A 20,974-nucleotide genomic window follows, 5' to 3' on the forward strand; every position below is an offset into this window, starting at 1 on the left:
CGTACATGATTGTTCGTGACCAACCCAGTATTTTTAAGCTGCTATTTTCTTGGCGTGGTACGATTTTACCTAAGGTTTTACCGCCTTTAGGCATCGTGATGCTACTGTCCGCCATTGTTGGTGGGCTATCTTATGTCGATATTTTTCATTTCACTGAATTTCCCTTAGTTGGCTTTACCTTGATTGGTGTCGTGCTCTCTATTTTCCTTGGTTTTAAAAATTCAGCTTGCTATGACCGTTGGTGGGAAGCGCGTCGCTTATGGGGCATTTTAATCGCCAATTCTCGCCATTTTGACCGTGATTGTCGCTTACTCAGTCAAGGTCGACGTGAACGCGTCATTCAGCATGTGATTGTCTTTGCCAATGTGCTACGTGACCGCTTACGCCATCAAACCGCCAACCCCATGGAATTGGTCGAAACCAGTGGCATGAGTACCAATGCCATTACGCAGTTGTACCAACAAGCCAATGCGCCACAGTACACTTTGAGCCTGATTCAATGGGAACTGATGCAGGCGCTTAAAGAAGGTGAAATTTCTGACATCATTTACACACAAATGAATCAACACGTCATGGAACTCAGTACAGTCCAAACGGGTTGTGACCGTATTGCCACCACGCCTTTACCTTTTGCCTACTCAGTGCTACTAAATCGTACGGTGTATTTTTTCTGTTTCGTCTTACCTTTTAGCTTAGGCTCTACTTTAGGTTTAGCCACACCGCTATTGGTCGGAATTTTAGCCTATACTTTCTTAGGTTTGGATGCCTTAAGTTCTGAAATTGAAGAGCCTTTTGGTACACAAAGCAATGACTTACCGTTAGATTCGATGGTACGAACCATTGAAATTGAGCTACTCGGAACTCTAGGTAAACCAACCCCGCCCCCTATTCAAGCCAAAGATCACAATTTATTATAAAAAATACCAACAAATCGACATTATAGGTGCGGCTCAGCTGTGCCTATAAATGGTTCACACCAACTCATCCAATAATAAAAATGAGTGATGCTATGAACATAAAAAAAAGAATTTTTGATTATACTCCGCAGCCGATTATTCGCCCTGTGCAGGCAGTATTGGTTCTCTTGGCAGCAGCCTCACTGATTTTTGGGCTGCTCTACGCACTCAGTAATTTTCAAGTTTTTATACCGCATCAAAATCTGCCACATATTCCTTTATTACTTGGCATTAGCTTGATCTGTGCCATCGTTTTGTTTATTGATCCCGAACAAAGGCTGAAATTTCCGTTTTTTATCCAACGCCAATTGATAGATCCTAAACTTGCGCATGATTTAAGGTATTTATCTTTACGCAGCAGTGATGCCGTAATTGTAGGACATCGAAGAATTCGTGAACATTGGTGGCAACGCCCACAACAACAATTGCAACTCAAACTGCATGATGCCCAGCAAGCACAGTGGTTTAGCTGCGCCTTACATCAAGTCTTCAATACGCGGCATTTTTCACGCTTACATGTGCGTGCGACAGACGAACTCATTGGGCAAGCGGTAATGATTCATTATTTGGCAAAATCTCGACATATCGTACAAATCGCGAGCGCAGCGAATGATGATAATTTTGAATATATTCAACGTTATGTTGATGCACCTTATGCACAGTACATACGCTTACATCGTATTCCGACGCGTTTGATGCAAGACCTCAATCAAATTGAAAGCATTCAAGCTTTCCGTAAAGATGATGAATCTGGCTTTCATCTCGATATCACGACACTCCACGGTAATCGTTATGATGTTTTATCAAGTGCCAAACGCTTTGATCTATTGGAACAGGTGTTATCGCCACTGATTGATTTTGTGGCCTATCGACAATTTAAACAGAATCTAAAATTACGCCAGCAGTTGATTAGTGCCACACAACTACTGCGTTATCGGCGTTTATGGCCCTATTTACTGTATGGCATAGTGCTGTTAGTAGCATTTCAATTGCATTGGTTAGCTGGCATTGTTGCGCTGTGTGTCATTTGCTATTTATACCGTACTGTACATCAACAAAATGATCCGCCCTTTATTGTTGAGAGCGTGAAATAAAGCTCTCCCAAATCCCAACTTGACCTTCTTTGACCCGTGGAATATTGCCGAGTTTAATCCAAGGCATATTGTCGCCATGAAAATCACTGCCGACAGAAACTTTCAAATGAAAAGCCACAATCATCCGATCCACCATTTGACGTGTTGATAAAGGTTCAATCGCAGGTGGAAGCTCGACTGCATCTCCACCTGCTTCGGCAAAGATTTCGATGAGATAGCGAATATTGGTCGCAGAGAGGTCGTAGCGAGTTGGATGTGCCAGTACGGCAAAACCACCGCTTTGATGAATCACATCAATCGTATCGGCAAGACTTGGTCCTTCAAATTTCACATATGCCTTTTTACCTTCTTTAATATATTTATCAAAGGCTTGTTGTGGACGTGAAACGAATCCTTTTTCAACAAGAGTTTTGGCAATATGGGTGCGTGTCACGCGATCTGGCACATTGTCCACTTTGGCAATGACATCGGCATAAATATCCTGACCGATCAAAGGGATCAATAGATCACAAATTTGACGTGCACGTCCTGCGCGGATTTGTTTTTGTAGACGCAATAAAGCTTGTAGCGGTGCAGGATTTTGCATATTTAAGGCCACAATATGCACCCCATAACTTTTTTTGGTCGCAGGGCGTGACCATTGGCTAGAAATTTCTACACCTGAAATAATTTCCATGTTGAAATCTGTTGCCGCTTGTTCAGCTAGATTTAAGCCGTCCATAGTATCGTGATCTGTAAGCGCAAGGGTATGAATCCCCAATTGATTGGCCGCACGTACCAATTCCGCTGGTGACAAAGTCCCATCAGAAATATTACTGTGTGTATGTAAATCTACGCCTTGCATCTCTATACTATGTCATTTATTTGATCAGATTTAGATACTCTAACATGAAAGCACTTTTAGACTTTGTGCCACTCATTATTTTCTTTTATTTATATAAGACAGTAGATCCGAAAGATACCCAACATCCATTACTACAATTGGTGGGTTCTACAGGAGGTGTGGACAACAATAACATTCTGGTTGCAACCAGCGGTCTGATGATTTCAATGTTAGTGGTCTATGGCGCATTATTCGTGATCCAAAAATTCCGTTTAGAAAAACAACAATGGATCGTGTTGTTTATGACGGTTATTTTTGGTGGTATCACACTGATGCTCAGTGATGATTTCTATATCCGCCTTAAAGCTGTGTTATTGAATTTAGTCTTTGCGGGTGCGTTCTTGTTTTCTCCACTCTTTAGTAAAGATAAAAAACCGCTGATTGAACGTTTATTTGGCCCTGTGCTGGATTTAACACCCGTCGGTTGGAAAAAATTGAATTATGCTTGGGCTGCTATGTTCGTGGTGATGTCATGTTTACACACCTTCTTTGCATATTTATTTGCCAATGGAAAATATTGGGGCGAATTCACAGCATTTGGTGACATGATCGTGATGTTTTCCTTTATCATTATTCAGTTTATTGTATTGCGTAAATACTTTAAGACCTCTGAATAATCCATTCGGTCAAAAAATCAGGAAAAGTCATGCCATTATTCGTCGTTAGCTGTACAGATAATGAAGGTACAGTTGAAAAGCGCCTTGCGGTTCGTCCTCAACATCTTGAACGTCTACAAAAATTAGATGATGAAGGTCGTCTGATTGTTGCAGGAGCGATGCCAAAAGATCCAGCAAATCCTCAAGCAGGTTTCTATGGCAGCACGATTATTGTTGATTTTGATAGTCGTGAAGCATTGGATACTTGGTTGGCTGACGAACCATTTTTAAAAGAAGGTGTTTACGGCAATATTGACGTAAAACCATTTAACAAAGCATTTCCTAAAGGATAAGGTTCATGCGCGTCGTTGTTTCCAGTTTACTGGGCTTATCTCTACTTTGTTCCACCGCATGGGCTGTTGAAACAGTCCCTGCACCAGCTGTAGCCCCTGCTGCTCAAGCAACGACTGCAACACCCCCACCGCCTCCTCATACTATTCCCGCAAACAAACCGGGCACCTTAGCAGTCTCTGCAACCATTAATCCAAATGGTCAGCCGCAAGAGGCAAAACCGTTAACGATTGAACAGTTGGCAAAAAACAAAGCATTACAAGATGCCAAAGTCAAAGCCATGGTCAAAGACCAGTCTGTTCGTCTACAGCAACTTGAAAAAGCCAATTTAGAAGCCCTTGCACAAAACCAAGAACTACAATTAAAAAATGATAGTTTAGGTGTACAAGTCCAAGTTCTACAAAGTGAACGTAGTGCGCAGATGTTTTTATATGGTGGCACGACACTTGGTGTCGGTGTAATTCTCGGTTTTTTATTGGCAAGTTACGTTTATACCAAACGTCGTCGTCAGTGGTAATTCCACGTTCTTTATTTAAATTCAGTTAAAGGTTGTTGTAACGTTGTCGAGTGCAATTCAGACTGCCGATCTTGATTGGCAAATGATTGATGGCATTGATATTCCAGTGTCTAAACAGTTTGGTGATGTTTATTTTTCCAAAGATAATGGTTTGCTTGAAACACGTCATGTGTTTTTACAAGGCAATGATCTGGATACTCGCCTTGCAGCTTTACAAGACTTTGAGTATTTCAGTGTCGGAGAAACGGGTTTTGGTACAGGACTCAACATACTGGCACTGTGGCAACTCTGGCAACAGGTTCGTCCAGATAATCACAGCCATCTTCATGCCATTTCTGTGGAAAAGTTTCCACTGTCTAAGCCTGATTTAATTCGGGCTTTAAATGTCTGGCCCGAACTACAGCCTTTAGCACAACAACTGATTACACAATATCCTGAGCCTATTGCAGGCTGTCATCGTCTGAATTTTCCTGAAGAACGCTTTTCAATCGACCTTTGGCTAGGTGATGCCCATGATGTATTTCCAGGCATGGCCAAAACCACTACGGTCAATGCATGGTTCCTCGATGGTTTTGCTCCCTCATGCAATCCGGATATGTGGGAGGAAAATGTCCTCAAAAATATTGTGCGTTTGTCCGATATCGGCACGACCTTTTCTTCCTTTAGTGTCGCGGGCGTATTGAAACGAGGTTTACGTGAACATGGCATCACCATCACGCGTCCGCGTGGCTTTGCCCATAAGCGTGAAATGCTCAAAGCCTTTTGGTTAGCGCCTGAGTCTACTGAACTGGACGAAAAAAAAAATCCTGTAACTCGGACACGCCCTAAACAACGCCAAATCGCCATCATAGGCGCTGGAATCGCTGGATTAAGTAATGCTTGGGCATTTGCTCAACGTGGGCATCAAGTACGCATATACGAGAAATCAGCGCCACTCAGTGGTGGCTCAGGCAATCCACTTGCTCTCTTAAACCCAAAACTCAGTCCAATCGGACAAAGCGCCGAGCATCTCATGACGCTCAGCTGGTTATATGCACTCAATCATTATCAAAATTTTGCTGCTTATCGTCCCCTACAGATTTATCAAAGTATTCTAAAAAATCTGGATGAATCAATTGAACTTGCACAGGGCTATCCTGCTCAAGTTTTATCAGCTGTGGATTCCACCAATCAGCAGCTTGATTCTGAATATCCCAGCCTATTACTCAAACAAGCAGGTGCAGTTAGCCCACATCAATTACGTGATCAAATCTTAGCGCACCCTCGTATTGAATTGATTCAAGCGGATATTCACAACATTGAAGCATCGAGTGATTGCGTTCAGTTGTATACAGATCAAAATACATGTGTAACAGCAGATCATGTGGTGATCTGTGCAGCGCGTGAAAGTATGCAGCTACAACAAGATTATCCAGATTTACGTGCAATCCGCGGTCAAGTCAGCTGGCTTAAAAATACTGTTCAAAAAATGCCACTTGATACCGCTTATAGTTATGGCGGTTACTGCATGCAGCTTGATGCTGAGCAGATGATTATGGGCGCGTCGTTTTATCCCGGTCGGGATGATACTGAAGTGCATTCAGAAGACCATGTGCATAACTATGAACTTATCCACAGTGTGTTCCCGAGCTTTGCTGAAACACTGCCACCGATCAGCGAATGGCAAGGTCGCGCTGCCGTTCGTGCACAAACCAAAGACTTTTTTCCAGTGATTGGCGCGGTACATGAAGATCAACAGATCTATAGTTGTACTGGACTCGGTTCTAAAGGTTTTCTCTATGCCCCACTGTGTAGTGAAATCATTGCGGCGATGGTACTCAAAGAAGCTTGCCCAATTCCATCTTCGTTATTGGATAAAATCCATGCTGCTCGTTTTATCCGTCGTGTCAAAGCCAAGCAGAAACCGAAGAAACCGTATTATCAAGCGAAGACTGATTCTAAATCTTAACGCTTTGCTTTGATCAAACCTTAAGCCATAAAAAAGCGCCTTTCGGCGCTTCTTTTGATTCAGTCTTTATTTCCCTTGTTCTAAAGGAAGACCTGCATCACGAGCTGCACGCGTGCCGCCCATTAAGATTACATATTCACGTGAGCTATCAAAACCCTCGAGTAACTCTGCTGCACGTGGAGCTTTACTGCCGCCACCACATAAAATGTAAATGGGTTGATCCGTTGACACTTGAGTCAATGCATCTGATGACAAAGCTGAGATCGGTTGGTTAACCGCACCTTTCACATGTGCCTCAGCATAAGCACTTGCATCACGAACATCCCAGATAATCGAGTCTTCTGGGAACTCAAATGTTGTAATTTCCTGTTTACGGATCATTGCGCACTCCTTTTGATGTAAACAACACTTGGCAAATGAAGAAAACATCCCTAGCATCTCAGATATTCTTTCCATTTGTAAAGGTCTAATCCATGCCTTCTTTTGATATTGTTTCTGAATTAGAAGTTTTTGAAGTAAATCATGCAGTTCAAAACACGCAAAAAGAAATTGCGACACGTTTTGACTTCCGCGGTCAAGACGTTTCTATTGAACTAAATGAAAAAAATAAGGAAATCAAAATTTCAACAGAAAGCGATTTCCAATGTGAGCAAGTTTACAGCATGCTTGAAAATCACTTCTTTAAACGCAAAGTCGATATTCAAGCTCTTGACCCACAAAAAATGACTGCTTCAGGTAAAAATGTCATTCAAGTGATTAAATTGAAAGATGGTCTTGACTCAGATACCGCGAAAAAAATTAACAAAGCCATTAAAGAAAGTGGCATTAAAGCGCAATCTTCTATTCAAGGCGACAAAATTCGTGTCACTGATAAGAAACGCGATACTTTGCAACAAGTCATGGCATTCTTAAAAGAACAACAATTTGGTGTGCCGCTTCAATTTAATAACTTTAAAGACTAAGGCATTACATTTGCCATAGAGGACGACATGACACGACCAAACCGCCTACATAAAATCGTAAACGCATCATCTAAATTACCAAAAGGTCTGCAGAGTCGTTTGCTAAGTCAAGCATTTGGTCGCGTCGTGCCTATGGTCGGTACCGCTAAAATTCGTTATCAACACGTCAGCCCTGAACGTGTCAAAGTCAGCATTGCGAACCATAAAGCGATGCAAAATCATATTGGACAACTTCATGCCTGTGCTATGGCACTGCTTGCCGAAACCGCAACAGGCTTTGTCACCGCAATGAATGTGCCTGATAGTGCAATCGTGCTGATCAAAAATCTAAAGATTGACTTCAAACGACCAACCAAAGGTGCAATGACCGCCATTGCCACACTCAGTGCCGAGCAACAACAACTAATGCGTACTAGCGATAAAGGTGAAACCTTAGTTCAGGTCAGTGTGACAGATGAATCAGGTGAAGAACCGATTCAATGTGAAATGCTTTGGGCTTGGGTCGCAAAAGCCACACTAAAAAATAAATAAATGTAAATATAACTTACTGTTAGGTAAGTATAAGTTTTACCATAAACCTGTAAAATGCGGACTAATTGTCACTATTGGTCTGCTCATCTTCAGCTCAAAATACCCATACTAAAATTATATTTTGAGTACATGATGAAAAAAACAGTCCTACTCTCTTGTTTAGTCTTAACCACTATTCTAAGTGCATGCCAAAGCAATGCTCCCATCAGACAAGACCAATCGCCGGTTGAAAATCTCCAAATATCGAAGCAGCATCAAGCTGCACTAAACAAACAGATCGTTGTAGATTTCTATGAGGGGGTCTTTTTAAAGCACCAAGTCCAAAGTTATGCTGACCGATATATTGGTTCACAATATATTCAGCACAATCCTCATGTTCCTGATGGCAAAGCACCTTTTGTCAATTATTTTACCCAATATTTTAAAGATAACCCTGAGGCAAAAAATGAGATCAAACGTGCCGCTGCCGAAGGTGATTTGGTCTATTTACATGTTCACTCTACGCAAAATAAGCAAGACCGTGGAGAAGCGATTGTTGATATTTTTAGGGTTGAAAATGGCAAGATTGTTGAACATTGGGATGTCCAACAAAGCATTCCTGAAAGCAGTGCCAACAGCAATACGATGTTTTAACTAAACGCATCAAACAAAAAAGCCACGTTTACCGTGGCTTTTTTACAATCAAAGAAATTAATCTTGATCTGCTGCAAATTTTGCTTTTGCGTCTGCAGGAATTTGGCGTTTTGAGCCTTTCACATCTACAGCAACAAAGGTAAATACCCCTTCAGTTACACGGATAGGATCACGTGAACTATCATGGCTATCCCATACTTCAATTTGCATTTGAATTGAGGTATTTCCGACTTTTAAAATTTTCGTATACACACTAATGACATCTCCCACTTTAACAGGGACCAAAAATGTCATTTGGTTAATCGAAATTGTTGCGCAACGTCCCTGACTAAAACGTTCCGCGTGAATCGCACCGGCTAAGTCCATTTGTGACACAATCCAACCACCAAATACATCACCACTCCAGTTAGTATCTGCTGGCATTGCGATGGTTTGTAGGGAAAGCGTTCCTTCAGGTTTTGCGTGAGTTTCTGACACTTTAGCTCCTAGCGCTGATTTAATGAGGTTGATTTAATTGCTGATCTAGCCACCGTTGTAGCTCACCAGCGCGCATTGCACCGCTTATTCTAGCAATTTCGGTGGTTTTATTCATCAAAACTAATGTGGGAATACTCCGAACATTAAACGCACTGCTTAAACGTGGATTTGCTTCTGTATCAATTTTAGCAAAAACTACAGCTGGATTTGACTTAGCAACTTGTGCAAAATGAGGTGCCATCATTTTGCAAGGACCACACCACTCTGCCCATAAGTCAACCAAAACAGGCAAATCACTGTTGCTAATAAAGTTACTGAAGTTTTGCTCATTTAACTCAATTGGAGCTAAAGGAATCAAAGCTTGATGACATTGACCACATGCGGGACCAACAGATAACTTTTCTTCGGGTACACGATTCTTTGCACCACATTCAGGACATACTACGATCATTTAGCTGACTCCAACATGTTGATGTAAAAATTCTAATTGGGTTGTGATGGCTTTTTCAAACCATTGCCCATGATAAATATCAAAATGTTTCATATCCCACTCATAATACTGCACATAAGGCGCAATATTAGTCGCAGTTTCACGACTAGACTCTATCGGAATTAAGCTATCTTCTTTTGCAGCAATAAAAAGCACTGGAACACTAATTTTGCGTACATCTTGAATTGGACGATAACGCATTAACTTAAAAAATGCCCGCGCGGGTATTTCACCACTCCAATAATAATCTGGATGCACAATCGACAAATAACCATCATAACTATCAGGAGATTGTAGAAAGCATAAACCGTTAGGATCCACTACTGGCAATGTCGTTGGACTCATACCGACTTTAGAGCCCATATAATCTTGGCTCGACAGTTTGAGTGCTTTAGGCAGTTGCTGCAAAGGATATAGTTTGGAACTTTCCGCACCGTCAACAAAAGGAACTTGTACCATGACTGCTTTAATATTCTTAATTTTTGCAGCCAAAGTGAGCGCATAACCCCCACTTAAATCAGTTCCCCATAGAACGATCCGACGCGCATCAATCGATTTACGCTGCTGTAGATGTTCAATCATGGTTTGCCAATCTTCAAGTTGTGCTCTGAGATTCACCAGTTCTCGTGGTCGCCCTGTACTCCCACCCCAATAGCGATAATCAAATAGCACAACAGCATAGCCTGCACGTGCAAAGCGCTGAGCATATTGAACTAATTTAAACTGGCGTAATGCCGCTAAACCATGCGCCATTAAAATTACAGCAGGTTTCTCAACAGCCTTCGGACGATAGAAATCCGCAGCTATAACATCTTGACTGCTTTTTACATACAGTGGTTCTACTGTATAGGCGTGCATACGCGCTCCATTGCGTTATTTTATGGTTGTAATCGCTTATAAAAATTTAAGAACATTCAGCTCATGATTCAGCTTAATGCTATCATAAAGCATAAATCTATGAATTAAATTATGGAGTGACTCAATGAGCGAAAATGTTGGTTTTGCAGGTCAAATTGGCCCAGAACATGTAGCACAAGTTGTAGAAAAAGGCTTTAAATCGATTATTAATAATCGTCCAGATATGGAAGGTGGTCCTGATCAACCAACTAGCGCTCAAATTGAAGAAGCAGCTCGTAGCGCAGGTTTAGATTATGTTCATCAACCTGTTGTTGCAGGTCAAATTTCTGAAATCGATGTTCGTACCTTCGCCAACCATTTTAATGAACTACCAAAACCTGTTTTAATGTTTTGCCGTACAGGTAACCGTTCAAATAACCTGTATCAGTTAGCAAAACAAATGGATCTTTTGGATGACTAAATCCTACATTCAACGGATTTTATTGGTATTAGTATTTAGCTGTTCCACGCCACTTTTTGCACAAACGCATAGCCAAGCACTCAACAGTAAACTGAGTGTTTCAGGTCAGATGACCACCGAAAAATTTTCAACTTTGTTAAAACAATCAAAGTTTAAGTCGGTGATTGTCAATCGTCCGGATGAGGAGCTTGGTAACGAAACATCCGTATTACAACTGCGTAGTATTGCTGAAAAGTCGCATGTTAGTGTTGTGTATCAGCCTGTGGTCAGCGGTAAAATTTCTCAAACAGACGTACGAGAATTTGCCAAATATTATAATGAGCTACCTAAACCCATTTTGATGATATGTCGTAGTGGTTCTCGCTCTACTGCGTTATTCAATCAAGCCCAAGCGCAAGGTTTGCTTAATGACTAAAATTTTTTCTGTCCTGATTCTGTCTATATTCTTCTGTACAGCATGTAGTTCGATGAATGTGAGACCAACGGTTGGTGTAAGTGTAGGGACTGGATTATAAGTTTTCAGTCTCTAGAATTAAAAACAGCGCCGAAGCGCTGTTTTTATTTGTTTAACGAATCGTATATTCTTGTTTTGTGATTTGTCCTGTCGGAGCTGTCACAGTCAAAACTAAACTATCACCAGAGTCACATTCTTTTAAGCGATAAGAGTAAAACACTTGTGAACTTGTAGAGAATGTAGATGGCGTAAGCAGGTTGAACACTGAAGGTACAGTGGCATTACCACTCCATAGTTCAGCAGAACAAGACTTTTGATTGTCTTTAGTATTATCTTCAGCTTTCACAGCAACAGTCGTACCCGTTGGCATTGGAACAGATTGCGCGCTATTACCAAATAATTTAAAAGTGAAATTTGACTTAGTATCTGATATAGCGGGATTTGTAATGGTAGGAACATCATTACTAAATGAGAAGACAAGTTGTTGGCGAATAACTGCTGACAATTCAGTGTTACATGTACCCGATATATTTGGCTGAATAAATGTACTTGCCGCACATGTATTCCCTACAGCACCACGCTTATAAAGAAACTCACCTAGCGCAGCTTCAAAAATTGTATTTTCATTATCATCGCGGAAGAAGTCACCAATGTTACTTGTTAACTCATCTACACCAGCTGTATATACGTTATCTGAATCTTTATCAATATATGACTTATCGCCTTCAACATAAGCTAATACTGTTACGCGATTATCTGCAGGACGTGGATTTTGGGTTTGTAATACAACACTACATTCACCGTCTGCTGTTGAACAGTTTGGTGTGATACTACCGCCTTCAGTAACAAAACTCACAACGGTACCATCAGGTACTTTATTACCTACACGGTCACGTAAACGAGCTACAATGGTCGCTTTATCGCCATCAATATCCCATTGTAATGCATTCTTAGTAACAGATAGGCTTAAACCATTTTGAGTTACGCGTCCAGTTGCAACTGAAACATCTTTAGTTAATGCTGTCACACTAGGATCACTGACTAAAGTTGCTTTCAATTCTACTGGACCAGGTAAGCTACCAGGGAAAATATCAACTACAATTTTACCATCATCATTAGATTTAATAACTTTCTGTGTCTTATTATGTAATGCAATAAAACTCAAATCAGTAGGAGCATTAATTAATTCCACCAAAACATCTTGGTTTTTAGCAGGTAACTTATTTGAATAGACAGTGAATTCAACTTTACCTGATGCACTAGAACCACTATTAGCTGCGCCAAGTTTTACTTCACCTGAGCTATATACAAGTGAATTGGCTTTGATTGCGTTTATCGTAATATTTTGCGTTGCTGTAGTGGCACCGTTATTCGCAGAGATAGTCAAAGTTTGAGTGCCTGTACATAACTGCCCACCCGTTGAAATTGCTGTATATGTCGTTTCAACTAAACCCTGATTCGAGCTAACTGTACTATTACTAAATGTTCCGCAATCAGACTTAAATGTTACTTGTACATTATTTTGTGCTGCATTCGTTACACTATCAACCGTCTGTAAGGTAATTTTAACTGAACCACCAGCATCAATAGTTGAATGATCTACAACTAAATTTGCCAACTTCGTTTTTAATGCTTCTATTGAAACATAAGCGTCACTTGAGCTAGCTGTATTTCCATTAATTTCAGCATTTGCATTTATCTTATAAATACCAGTTTTAGTCTCGTCTGTTGGCTTAATTCCAATCTTCGCAATACCTTCTGCATTAGATAAAACTGTCGCATTAGATGTTTCAAAAGTAATATTTTCACCTGTAAAAGTTACAAGTGCACCACTAATTGGTTGACCATTTTGATCTGTTACTTTTACGCTTGCACTCGCACCTAAAATATTTAGTACTGATGTTTTCTGATTATTACTATCTACTAATTCTACATTTGTAATATTTAATTTAGCAACAACAGGAGTTTCGATGCCATTGTCGGTACCAGAGCCACTTCCGTTATTATTTTCCCCTTGATTAAAATAACCGTCGCTACCGCCACCACCGCAGCTAGCCAATAAAACTGCTAATGCTACTGCTGATAACTTCATCGTCAATTGCTTTTTTTGCATGGAATTCCCCTAAAACCCTCAAAATGTATAGAGTTGTTATAAATATTTATTGGCTGCTATGTAACCATAGTTATAGCTTTATGTAAACAAAAGGAAGACAAATGTTTGATGTGTTAAATTCTTTATAAATGGAGGAAATCATGTACGACATAATCATCATTGGTGCTGGGACTGCCGGCATTTCAGCATATAAAGAAGCAGTTAAATATACCTCCAATATATTGATAGTGAATGAAGGTCCATGGGATACCACCTGTGCCAGAGTGGGTTGTATGCCTAGTAAAATCCTCATCTCTACCGCTAATCGTATGTATGACATTCAACATACTGAAAATGTTGGGCTTAAAGTTTCAAGTGAAATTGATACAAGCCAAGTCATGCAGCATGTACAAACATTACGTGACCGATTTACCAGAGCCACATTAAAAGATGTCGAAAGCTGGCCAGATGAACATAAAATCTCTGGTCGCGCAGAGTTTCTGAACGCCAATACCATTATTGTAAATGGTCAAAAACTTCAAGCAAAATCATTTATCATTGCTGTAGGTACTACACCTACTATAGATTCTGAACAAAAACAAAAATTAGACTCTAAGCTACTTACTTCTGATCAAATTTTCGAACTTGTACAGCTACCGAAATCGATTGCTGTCATTGGTAGTGGTGTTATCGCATTAGAACTTGCACAGGCTCTACATCGCCTTGGCGTTAAAACAACAATATTTGCTCGAAGTCGAAAAATAGGTTCATTGACTAGCCCAACCCTGCAAAAGCTAGCTCAGGAAGAAATGAGTAAAGAACTTGATATTAAATTTGAAGTTTTACCTGAACAATTTGAACAGTGTAATAATCAGGTCAAGTTAACTTTTACTGAATCTGATCAGCAAAAAAATATTCTTGTAGATTATATACTAGCCGCAACAGGACGTCGCACCCTTTTAAATACCTTAAAGTTAGAAAATATTGAAAGTCACTTTACAGAGTTAAAAAAAATACCTATCGATTCTGAAACCAAGCAATTGGGGCACCATCCAATATTTATAGTTGGAGATGCCTATACCAATACCCCTATTCAACATGAAGCAGCGCATGAAGGTCGTACAGCTGTAAATAATTGCATTAAATTCCCCAATATAAGTTCCCTAAAAACACTCGCGCCGATTGGTATTCTTTTTTCATCCCCCCAAATGGCAACCATTGGTCAAAGCTATAGACAATTAGAAAGTGCAAATGAACAATTTATCACTGGAACCGTATCTTATGAAAAACAAGGTCGTGCCTTAGTCACAGGGAAAAATAAAGGTGCAGTAGAAATCTATATATCTAAAACTACATCTAAAATACTTGGTGCTGAACTATTTTGTCCTGATGCTGAACACTTAGCGCATTTGCTATGTTGGATCATGTCAGAAGATTTAACAATTAATCAGATTTTAGAAAAACCTTTCTATCACCCTACTTTAGAAGAAGGTTTAAGAACAGCGCTGAAACATGCACGTCGCCAATTATTGAACTAAAAATTTAAATACTTATTTTTTAAACAGGGAATATTTAATATTCCCTCTTTATTTCGCTAAGAAATTCCACGCATAAAAAAACACCCCCTGACTCTTTGAATCAGGGGGTGTTTAGAATAATGAGCTGGCGATGACTTACTCTCACATGGGTAACCCCACACTACCATCAGCGCTAAGAGGTTTCACTTCTGAGTTCGGGAAGGGATCAGGTGGTTCACTCTTGCTATTGTCGCCAGCACAACTGTTATGGACTTGTTCGGGTCTTATTTAACTACCTTGTAGTGTATGCCTTACTTCGTACCAAATGAGTTATTAACAGATCATATCTGAGTTGCGTATTTTGTTCTTAAGCGATAACTAAATCAAGTCATTTTGCTTAATATCGAATCAATTGATGCTTGATACAACAACTGTTTGGGTGTTGTATAGTCAAGCCTCACGAGCAATTAGTATTGGTCAGCTTCATGCATCACTGCACTTCCACATCCAACCTATCAACGTCGTAGTCTTCAACGGCTCTTTAGAGGACATAAAGTCCTAGGGAAATCTTATCTTGAGGTAGGCTTCCCGCTTAGATGCTTTCAGCGGTTATCCCTTCCGAACATAGCTACCCGGCGATGCGACTGGCGTCACAACCGGTACACCAGAGGTTCGTCCACTCTGGTCCTCTCGTACTAGGAGCAGATCCTCTCAAATTTCCAACGCCCACGGTAGATAGGGACCGAACTGTCTCACGACGTTCTAAACCCAGCTCGCGTACCTCTTTAAATGGCGAACAGCCATACCCTTGGGACCTGCTTCAGCCCCAGGATGAGATGAGCCGACATCGAGGTGCCAAACACCGCCGTCGATATGAACTCTTGGGCGGTATCAGCCTGTTATCCCCAGAGTACCTTTTATCCGTTGAGCGATGGCCCTTCCATACAGAACCACCGGATCACTAAGACCTACTTTCGTACCTGCTCGACTTGTGGGTCTCGCAGTTAAGCGCGCTTTTGCCTTTATACTCTACGCGTGATTTCCGACCACGCTGAGCGCACCTTCGTACTCCTCCGTTACTCTTTAGGAGGAGACCGCCCCAGTCAAACTACCCACCAGACATGGTCCTCGTCCCGGATAACGGGACAGAGTTAGAACCTCAATATTACCAGGGTGGTATTTCAAGATTGGCTCCACCGCAACTAGCGTCGCGGTTTCAAAGCCTCCCACCTATCCTACACAAGTAAGATCAAAGTTCAATGTCAAGCTGCAGTAAAGGTTCACGGGGTCTTTCCGTCTAGCCGCGGGTACACCGCATCTTCACGGCGATTTCGATTTCACTGAGCCTCTGCTGGAGACAGCGCCCCCATCATTATGCCATTCGTGCAGGTCGGAACTTACCCGACAAGGAATTTCGCTACCTTAGGACCGTTATAGTTACGGCCGCCGTTTACTGGGGCTTCGATCAAGAGCTTCGCTTACGCTAACCCCATCAATTAACCTTCCAGCACCGGGCAGGCATCACACCCTATACGTCCACTTTCGTGTTTGCAGAGTGCTATGTTTTTAATAAACAGTTGCAGGGGCCTGGTTTCTGTGGCTGCTCTCAGCTCAGGAAGTAAATCCCATCACCAAAAGCAGCGTACCTTCTCCCGAAGTTACGGTACCATTTTGCCTAGTTCCTTCAGCAGAGTTCTCTCAAGCGCTTTGGTCTACTCGACCTGACCACCTGTGTCGGTTTAGGGTACGATTCCAGTGTAACTGAAGCTTAGAGACTTTTCCTGGAAGTATGGTATCAGCCACTTCACTGTACAAGTACAGCTTGCTGTCAGATCTCAGCATAGAGTACCCCGGATTTGCCTAAGATACATGCCTACATCCTTTCACCTGGACAACCAACGCCAGGCTGACTTAACCTTCTCCGTCCTCTCATCGCATTACACTGAAGTATTGGAATATTAACCAATTTCCCATCGACTACGCCTCTCGGCCTCGCCTTAGGGGTCGACTCACCCAGCCCCGATTAACGTTGGACTGGAACCCTTGGTCTTTCAGCGTGCGAGTTTTTCACTCGCATTGTCGTTACTCACGTCAGCATTCGCACTTCTGATACCTCCAGCAGACTTCTCAATCCACCTTCATCGGCTTACAGAACGCTCCCCTACCACTTGCAATAAATTGCAAATCCGCAGCTTCGGCATATAGTTTTAGCCCCGTTACATCTTCCGCGCAGGCCGACTCGACTAGTGAGCTATTACGCTTTCTTTAAAGGGTGGCTGCTTCTAAGCCAACCTCCTAGCTGTCTATGCCTTCCCACATCGTTTCCCACTTAACTATAATTTTGGGGCCTTAGCTGGCGGTCTGGATTGTTTTCCTCTTGACTACGGACGTTAGCACCCGCAGTCTGTCTCCCGGATAGTACTCATTGGTATTCGGAGTTTGCATCGGTTTGGTAAGTCGGGATGACCCCCTAGCCGAAACAGTGCTCTACCCCCAATGGTATTCGTCCGAGGCGCTACCTAAATAGCTTTCGGGGAGAACCAGCTATCACCGAGTTTGATTAGCCTTTCACCCCTATCCACAAGTCATCCCCTGGCTTTTCAACGACAGTGGGTTCGGTCCTCCAGTTAGTGTTACCCAACCTTCAACCTGCTCATGGATAGATCACCCGGTTTCGGGTCTACACCCAGCAACTAAACGCCCTATTAAGACTCGATTTCTCTACGGCTCCCCTAATCGGTTAACCTCGCTACTGAATGTAAGTCGCTGACCCATTATACAAAAGGTACGCAGTCACCGAACATGTCGGCTCCCACTGCTTGTATGCATGCGGTTTCAGGATCTATTTCACTCCCCTCACAGGGGTTCTTTTCGCCTTTCCCTCACGGTACTGGTTCACTATCGGTCAGTCAGGAGTATTTAGCCTTGGAGGATGGTCCCCCCATATTCAGACAAGGTTTCACGTGCCTCGCCCTACTCGACATCATTATCTAAGCCCTTTCGCGTACAGGACTATCACCTACTATGGTCGCACTTCCCAGAGCGTTCCACTAAAGCTTAGATAACTTAATGGGCTTTTCCCCGTTCGCTCGCCGCTACTGAGGGAATCTCAATTGATTTCTTTTCCTAAGGGTACTGAGATGTTTCACTTCCCCTCGTTCGCCTCATAAACCTATGTATTCAGTTTATGATACCCGCCTTATAGCGGGTGGGTTCCCCCATTCAGAAATCTCCGGATCACAGGATATTTGCCGCCTCCCCGGAGCTTATCGCAGGCTATTACGTCTTTCATCGCCTCTGACTGCCAAGGCATCCACCACATGCACTTAATTACTTGACTATACAACCCCAAACAGTCGTTAATCCCTACAAGTAGGATTAGCAACAGAGCTCGTCTTACGACTTACTCATACAGTTGGCGTCTGTGCACTTAAGCACCGTACAGCTTCAATTAGATTCATATACCAAAACGCTTGATTCAGTTAATTTCGCTAGTAACTCATTTCTTGCAATTGCTTGCTTGAAACGAGTATGAACAAATTATTTCAACTCAAATATATTCTGTTAATGATTTTTCCAGCCTTCGTCAGGTCAGGAAACTGTGATAAATCACAGAGCTTAATAACAATGAAGCGAATCATACGCTTCTTTATCACTAAGCTCTATAAGCTATCAGCTTGTTCGCTCAAGGACTAAACAACTTCACCACCGTATGGTTACATACTGCGCGAAGCGTAGCTTCTTGCTTAAATTTCAAGTAAAAGCGTTGCTTTTATGTTCTTGAAATTTGGTGGAGACTAGGAGAGTCGAACTCCTGACCTCCTGCGTGCAAAGCAGGCGCTCTACCAACTAAGCTAAGTCCCCAGCTTATCATATTAGATTCGATGTTCTGTTTTCAGGTTCTGTTTACTCCAGTACTTTCATACTGCGTCAGTCAGATTTGGTGGGTCTGACAAGACTTGAACTTGTGACCCCACGCTTATCAAGCGTGTGCTCTAACCAACTGAGCTACAGACCCTCAGATACATCAATGAAGAACAACTTGTTGTGGATTCTTACCAGTCGTCAAGTCTTTCGTTAAGGAGGTGATCCAGCCGCAGGTTCCCCTACGGCTACCTTGTTACGACTTCACCCCAGTCATCGGCCACACCGTGGTAAGCGTCCTCCTTACGGTTAGACTACCTACTTCTGGTGCAACAAACTCCCATGGTGTGACGGGCGGTGTGTACAAGGCCCGGGAACGTATTCACCGCGGCATTCTGATCCGCGATTACTAGCGATTCCGACTTCATGGAGTCGAGTTGCAGACTCCAATCCGGACTACGATCGGCTTTTTGAGATTAGCATCCTCTCGCGAGGTAGCAACCCTTTGTACCGACCATTGTAGCACGTGTGTAGCCCTGGTCGTAAGGGCCATGATGACTTGACGTCGTCCCCGCCTTCCTCCAGTTTGTCACTGGCAGTATCCTTAAAGTTCCCGGCTTAACCCGCTGGCAAATAAGGAAAAGGGTTGCGCTCGTTGCGGGACTTAACCCAACATCTCACGACACGAGCTGACGACAGCCATGCAGCACCTGTATGTAAGTTCCCGAAGGCACCAATCCATCTCTGGAAAGTTCTTACTATGTCAAGACCAGGTAAGGTTCTTCGCGTTGCATCGAATTAAACCACATGCTCCACCGCTTGTGCGGGCCCCCGTCAATTCATTTGAGTTTTAGTCTTGCGACCGTACTCCCCAGGCGGTCTACTTATCGCGTTAGCTGCGCCACTAAAGCCTCAAAGGCCCCAACGGCTAGTAGACATCGTTTACGGCATGGACTACCAGGGTATCTAATCCTGTTTGCTCCCCATGCTTTCGTGCCTCAGCGTCAGTATTAGGCCAGATGGCTGCCTTCGCCATCGGTATTCCTCCAGATCTCTACGCATTTCACCGCTACACCTGGAATTCTACCATCCTCTCCCATACTCTAGCTGACCAGTATCGAATGCAATTCCTAAGTTAAGCTCAGGGATTTCACATCCGACTTAATCAGCCGCCTACGCACGCTTTACGCCCAGTAAATCCGATTAACGCTCGCACCCTCTGTATTACCGCGGCTGCTGGCACAGAGTTAGCCGGTGCTTATTCTGCGAGTAACGTCCACTATCCCTAGGTATTAACTAGAGTAGCCTCCTCCTCGCTTAAAGTGCTTTACAACCAAAAGGCCTTCTTCACACACGCGGCATGGCTGGATCAGGGTTCCCCCCATTGTCCAATATTCCCCACTGCTGCCTCCCGTAGGAGTCTGGGCCGTGTCTCAGTCCCAGTGTGGCGGATCATCCTCTCAGACCCGCTACAGATCGTCGCCTTGGTAGGCCTTTACCCCACCAACTAGCTAATCCGACTTAGGCTCATCTATTAGCGCAAGGTCCGAAGATCCCCTGCTTTCCCCCGTAGGGCGTATGCGGTATTAGCAGCCGTTTCCAACTGTTGTCCCCCACTAATAGGCAGATTCCTAAGCATTACTCACCCGTCCGCCGCTAGGTCCAGTAGCAAGCTACCTTTCCCCGCTCGACTTGCATGTGTTAAGCCTGCCGCCAGCGTTCAATCTGAGCCATGATCAAACTCTTCAGTTTAAAATCAATAGTACCTTAAAAGGGTACCAATCTTGGCTCATCAATTTTCTGACAAATATTTCTCAAATAAACTTCGAGTAATTTCTACCATCAATCAATGAAAATAATTTCGACTGATCAACTAGTAAAAATCCACACAAGTTGTTCTTCATAATCTCTTAATGATCTTCTTGTTACTTCGTCAGTAGCAAGCTAGGTCGGCTATATTACGCTTTCTTTTCAGAAAGTCAACTAGCAAATCAAATTATTTTAAACTTTCTTAACAAAACCCAATCTAAACACTTCGTGCTAAGTTGCTGTTTTATCAGAAGTTTTAATCTTCATCACCGCCGATGGATGTGCATTCTACAGCATTTCAGTACCGTTGCAACACCTATTTTTAAATATTTTCTTCATGTGCTGTTTTTTTAGACACCTGCATGCTTTTTTGTATTATTATCACCCGATATACCGATTATTTTTTTATAATTAAACCTATATCACCTCGTATATCTTATTATTTACAATTCAATATGGCCTATTTAAAAAAAATTGCCTGG

At 42.4% G+C, this 20,974-nt stretch carries 18 protein-coding genes, 2 tRNA genes and 3 rRNA genes; 12 read left to right on the forward strand and 11 right to left on the reverse strand.

The window, feature by feature from the left end; genetic code table 11:
- The first annotated feature begins 5 nt into the window (after positions 1 to 5).
- Both B9T33_RS08305 and B9T33_RS08310 read left to right on the forward strand, forming a co-directional pair.
- Positions 6 to 917 (forward strand): bestrophin family protein, encoded by a 912-nt coding sequence (locus B9T33_RS08305; protein WP_086178460.1) that lies wholly within the window; start codon positions 6 to 8, stop codon positions 915 to 917.
- 92 nt (positions 918 to 1,009) lie between these two features.
- Positions 1,010 to 2,050 carry a hypothetical protein gene (locus B9T33_RS08310; protein WP_086178461.1) on the forward strand — a complete coding sequence of 347 codons (1,041 nt, stop codon included), beginning with the start codon at positions 1,010 to 1,012 and terminating at the stop codon, positions 2,048 to 2,050.
- Here B9T33_RS08310 and B9T33_RS08315 read toward each other — a convergent pair.
- Complete coding sequence (locus B9T33_RS08315; RefSeq protein ID WP_086178462.1) at positions 2,028 to 2,894, reverse strand: PHP domain-containing protein; 867 nt, start codon at positions 2,892 to 2,894, stop codon at positions 2,028 to 2,030. The two genes, B9T33_RS08310 and B9T33_RS08315, sit on opposite strands and share 23 nt — an antisense overlap.
- A 44-nt stretch (positions 2,895 to 2,938) precedes the next feature.
- Here B9T33_RS08315 and B9T33_RS08320 point away from each other — a divergent pair, with 44 nt between their 5' ends.
- Genes B9T33_RS08320 through mnmC form a run of 4 tightly spaced genes read left to right on the forward strand, consistent with a single transcriptional unit; the run spans position 2,939 to position 6,345 of the window.
- Positions 2,939 to 3,550 carry an inner membrane-spanning protein YciB gene (locus tag B9T33_RS08320; RefSeq protein WP_086178463.1) on the forward strand — a complete coding sequence of 204 codons (612 nt, stop codon included), beginning with the start codon at positions 2,939 to 2,941 and terminating at the stop codon, positions 3,548 to 3,550.
- 29 nt (positions 3,551 to 3,579) lie between these two features.
- Positions 3,580 to 3,882, forward strand: coding sequence for a YciI family protein (locus B9T33_RS08325; protein WP_086178464.1), 303 nt, complete (start codon positions 3,580 to 3,582; stop codon positions 3,880 to 3,882).
- Between the two features lie 5 nt (positions 3,883 to 3,887).
- Positions 3,888 to 4,397 (forward strand): hypothetical protein, encoded by a 510-nt coding sequence (locus B9T33_RS08330; RefSeq protein ID WP_086178465.1) that lies wholly within the window; start codon positions 3,888 to 3,890, stop codon positions 4,395 to 4,397.
- 43 nt (positions 4,398 to 4,440) lie between these two features.
- Entirely contained in the window at positions 4,441 to 6,345 is a 1,905-nt protein-coding gene (gene mnmC / locus B9T33_RS08335) for an FAD-dependent 5-carboxymethylaminomethyl-2-thiouridine(34) oxidoreductase MnmC (protein ID WP_086178466.1), read from the forward strand.
- A 66-nt stretch (positions 6,346 to 6,411) separates the two neighbouring features.
- Here the strand turns inward: mnmC and B9T33_RS08340 are convergent, their stop codons facing one another.
- The gene (locus B9T33_RS08340) at positions 6,412 to 6,726 is read right to left on the reverse strand and encodes a rhodanese-like domain-containing protein (protein ID WP_086178467.1); all 315 of its coding nucleotides are present in this window, start codon (positions 6,724 to 6,726) and stop codon (positions 6,412 to 6,414) included.
- 92 nt (positions 6,727 to 6,818) lie between these two features.
- On the opposite strand from B9T33_RS08340, the gene B9T33_RS08345 reads away from it, so the two are divergent.
- The 3 genes from B9T33_RS08345 to B9T33_RS08355 all read left to right on the forward strand — a co-directional run bounded on the left by B9T33_RS08345 (position 6,819) and on the right by B9T33_RS08355 (position 8,471).
- The gene (locus B9T33_RS08345) at positions 6,819 to 7,307 is read left to right on the forward strand and encodes a YajQ family cyclic di-GMP-binding protein (RefSeq protein ID WP_086178468.1); all 489 of its coding nucleotides are present in this window, start codon (positions 6,819 to 6,821) and stop codon (positions 7,305 to 7,307) included.
- Between the two features lie 27 nt (positions 7,308 to 7,334).
- Positions 7,335 to 7,838, forward strand: coding sequence for a DUF4442 domain-containing protein (locus B9T33_RS08350; RefSeq protein WP_086178469.1), 504 nt, complete (start codon positions 7,335 to 7,337; stop codon positions 7,836 to 7,838).
- 132 nt (positions 7,839 to 7,970) lie between these two features.
- The gene (locus B9T33_RS08355; protein ID WP_086178470.1) at positions 7,971 to 8,471 is read left to right on the forward strand and encodes an ester cyclase; all 501 of its coding nucleotides are present in this window, start codon (positions 7,971 to 7,973) and stop codon (positions 8,469 to 8,471) included.
- Between the two features lie 57 nt (positions 8,472 to 8,528).
- On the opposite strand, the gene B9T33_RS08360 is transcribed toward B9T33_RS08355, so the two are convergent.
- Genes B9T33_RS08360 through B9T33_RS08370 form a run of 3 tightly spaced genes read right to left on the reverse strand, consistent with a single transcriptional unit; the run spans position 8,529 to position 10,296 of the window.
- Positions 8,529 to 8,948, reverse strand: a complete 420-nt coding sequence (locus B9T33_RS08360) for an acyl-CoA thioesterase (RefSeq protein ID WP_086178471.1) — start codon at positions 8,946 to 8,948, stop codon at positions 8,529 to 8,531.
- Positions 8,949 to 8,967: 19 nt separating this feature from the next.
- Complete coding sequence (gene trxC / locus B9T33_RS08365) at positions 8,968 to 9,399, reverse strand: thioredoxin TrxC (protein ID WP_086178472.1); 432 nt, start codon at positions 9,397 to 9,399, stop codon at positions 8,968 to 8,970.
- A complete protein-coding gene (locus B9T33_RS08370; RefSeq protein WP_086178473.1) occupies positions 9,400 to 10,296 on the reverse strand; it encodes an alpha/beta hydrolase in 897 nt (298 codons plus the stop codon).
- A 124-nt stretch (positions 10,297 to 10,420) separates the two neighbouring features.
- Between B9T33_RS08370 and B9T33_RS08375 the strand changes: the two genes are divergently transcribed.
- A complete protein-coding gene (locus B9T33_RS08375) occupies positions 10,421 to 10,756 on the forward strand; it encodes a TIGR01244 family sulfur transferase (protein ID WP_086178474.1) in 336 nt (111 codons plus the stop codon).
- Positions 10,749 to 11,171: a beta-lactamase hydrolase domain-containing protein gene (locus B9T33_RS08380; RefSeq protein ID WP_086178475.1), complete on the forward strand. Its 423-nt coding sequence runs from the start codon at positions 10,749 to 10,751 to the stop codon at positions 11,169 to 11,171. The genes B9T33_RS08375 and B9T33_RS08380 overlap by 8 nt, the downstream gene beginning before the upstream one ends.
- 151 nt (positions 11,172 to 11,322) lie before the next feature.
- Here B9T33_RS08380 and B9T33_RS08385 read toward each other — a convergent pair whose 3' ends face one another.
- The gene (locus B9T33_RS08385) at positions 11,323 to 13,323 is read right to left on the reverse strand and encodes a hypothetical protein (protein ID WP_086178476.1); all 2,001 of its coding nucleotides are present in this window, start codon (positions 13,321 to 13,323) and stop codon (positions 11,323 to 11,325) included.
- 140 nt (positions 13,324 to 13,463) lie between these two features.
- Here B9T33_RS08385 and B9T33_RS08390 point away from each other — a divergent pair, with 140 nt between their 5' ends.
- Complete coding sequence (locus B9T33_RS08390) at positions 13,464 to 14,840, forward strand: dihydrolipoyl dehydrogenase (protein ID WP_086178477.1); 1,377 nt, start codon at positions 13,464 to 13,466, stop codon at positions 14,838 to 14,840.
- A 122-nt stretch (positions 14,841 to 14,962) separates the two neighbouring features.
- Here B9T33_RS08390 and rrf read toward each other — a convergent pair.
- From rrf to B9T33_RS08415, 5 genes are all read right to left on the reverse strand, one after another.
- Positions 14,963 to 15,077 (reverse strand): 5S ribosomal RNA (rrf, locus tag B9T33_RS08395).
- Between the two features lie 188 nt (positions 15,078 to 15,265).
- A 23S ribosomal RNA gene (locus B9T33_RS08400) occupies positions 15,266 to 18,159 on the reverse strand.
- Positions 18,160 to 18,607: 448 nt separating this feature from the next.
- Positions 18,608 to 18,683: transfer RNA gene (locus B9T33_RS08405), tRNA-Ala, on the reverse strand.
- A 77-nt stretch (positions 18,684 to 18,760) separates the two neighbouring features.
- A tRNA-Ile gene (locus tag B9T33_RS08410) sits at positions 18,761 to 18,837 on the reverse strand.
- Positions 18,838 to 18,897: 60 nt separating this feature from the next.
- A 16S ribosomal RNA gene (locus B9T33_RS08415) occupies positions 18,898 to 20,435 on the reverse strand.
- The 16S, 23S and 5S rRNA genes sit together here with 2 tRNA genes alongside, the layout of an rRNA operon.
- Positions 20,436 to 20,974 lie beyond the last annotated feature (539 nt).

Source organism: Acinetobacter sp. ANC 5054 (assembly GCF_002135295.1).
GTDB lineage: Bacteria > Pseudomonadota > Gammaproteobacteria > Pseudomonadales > Moraxellaceae > Acinetobacter.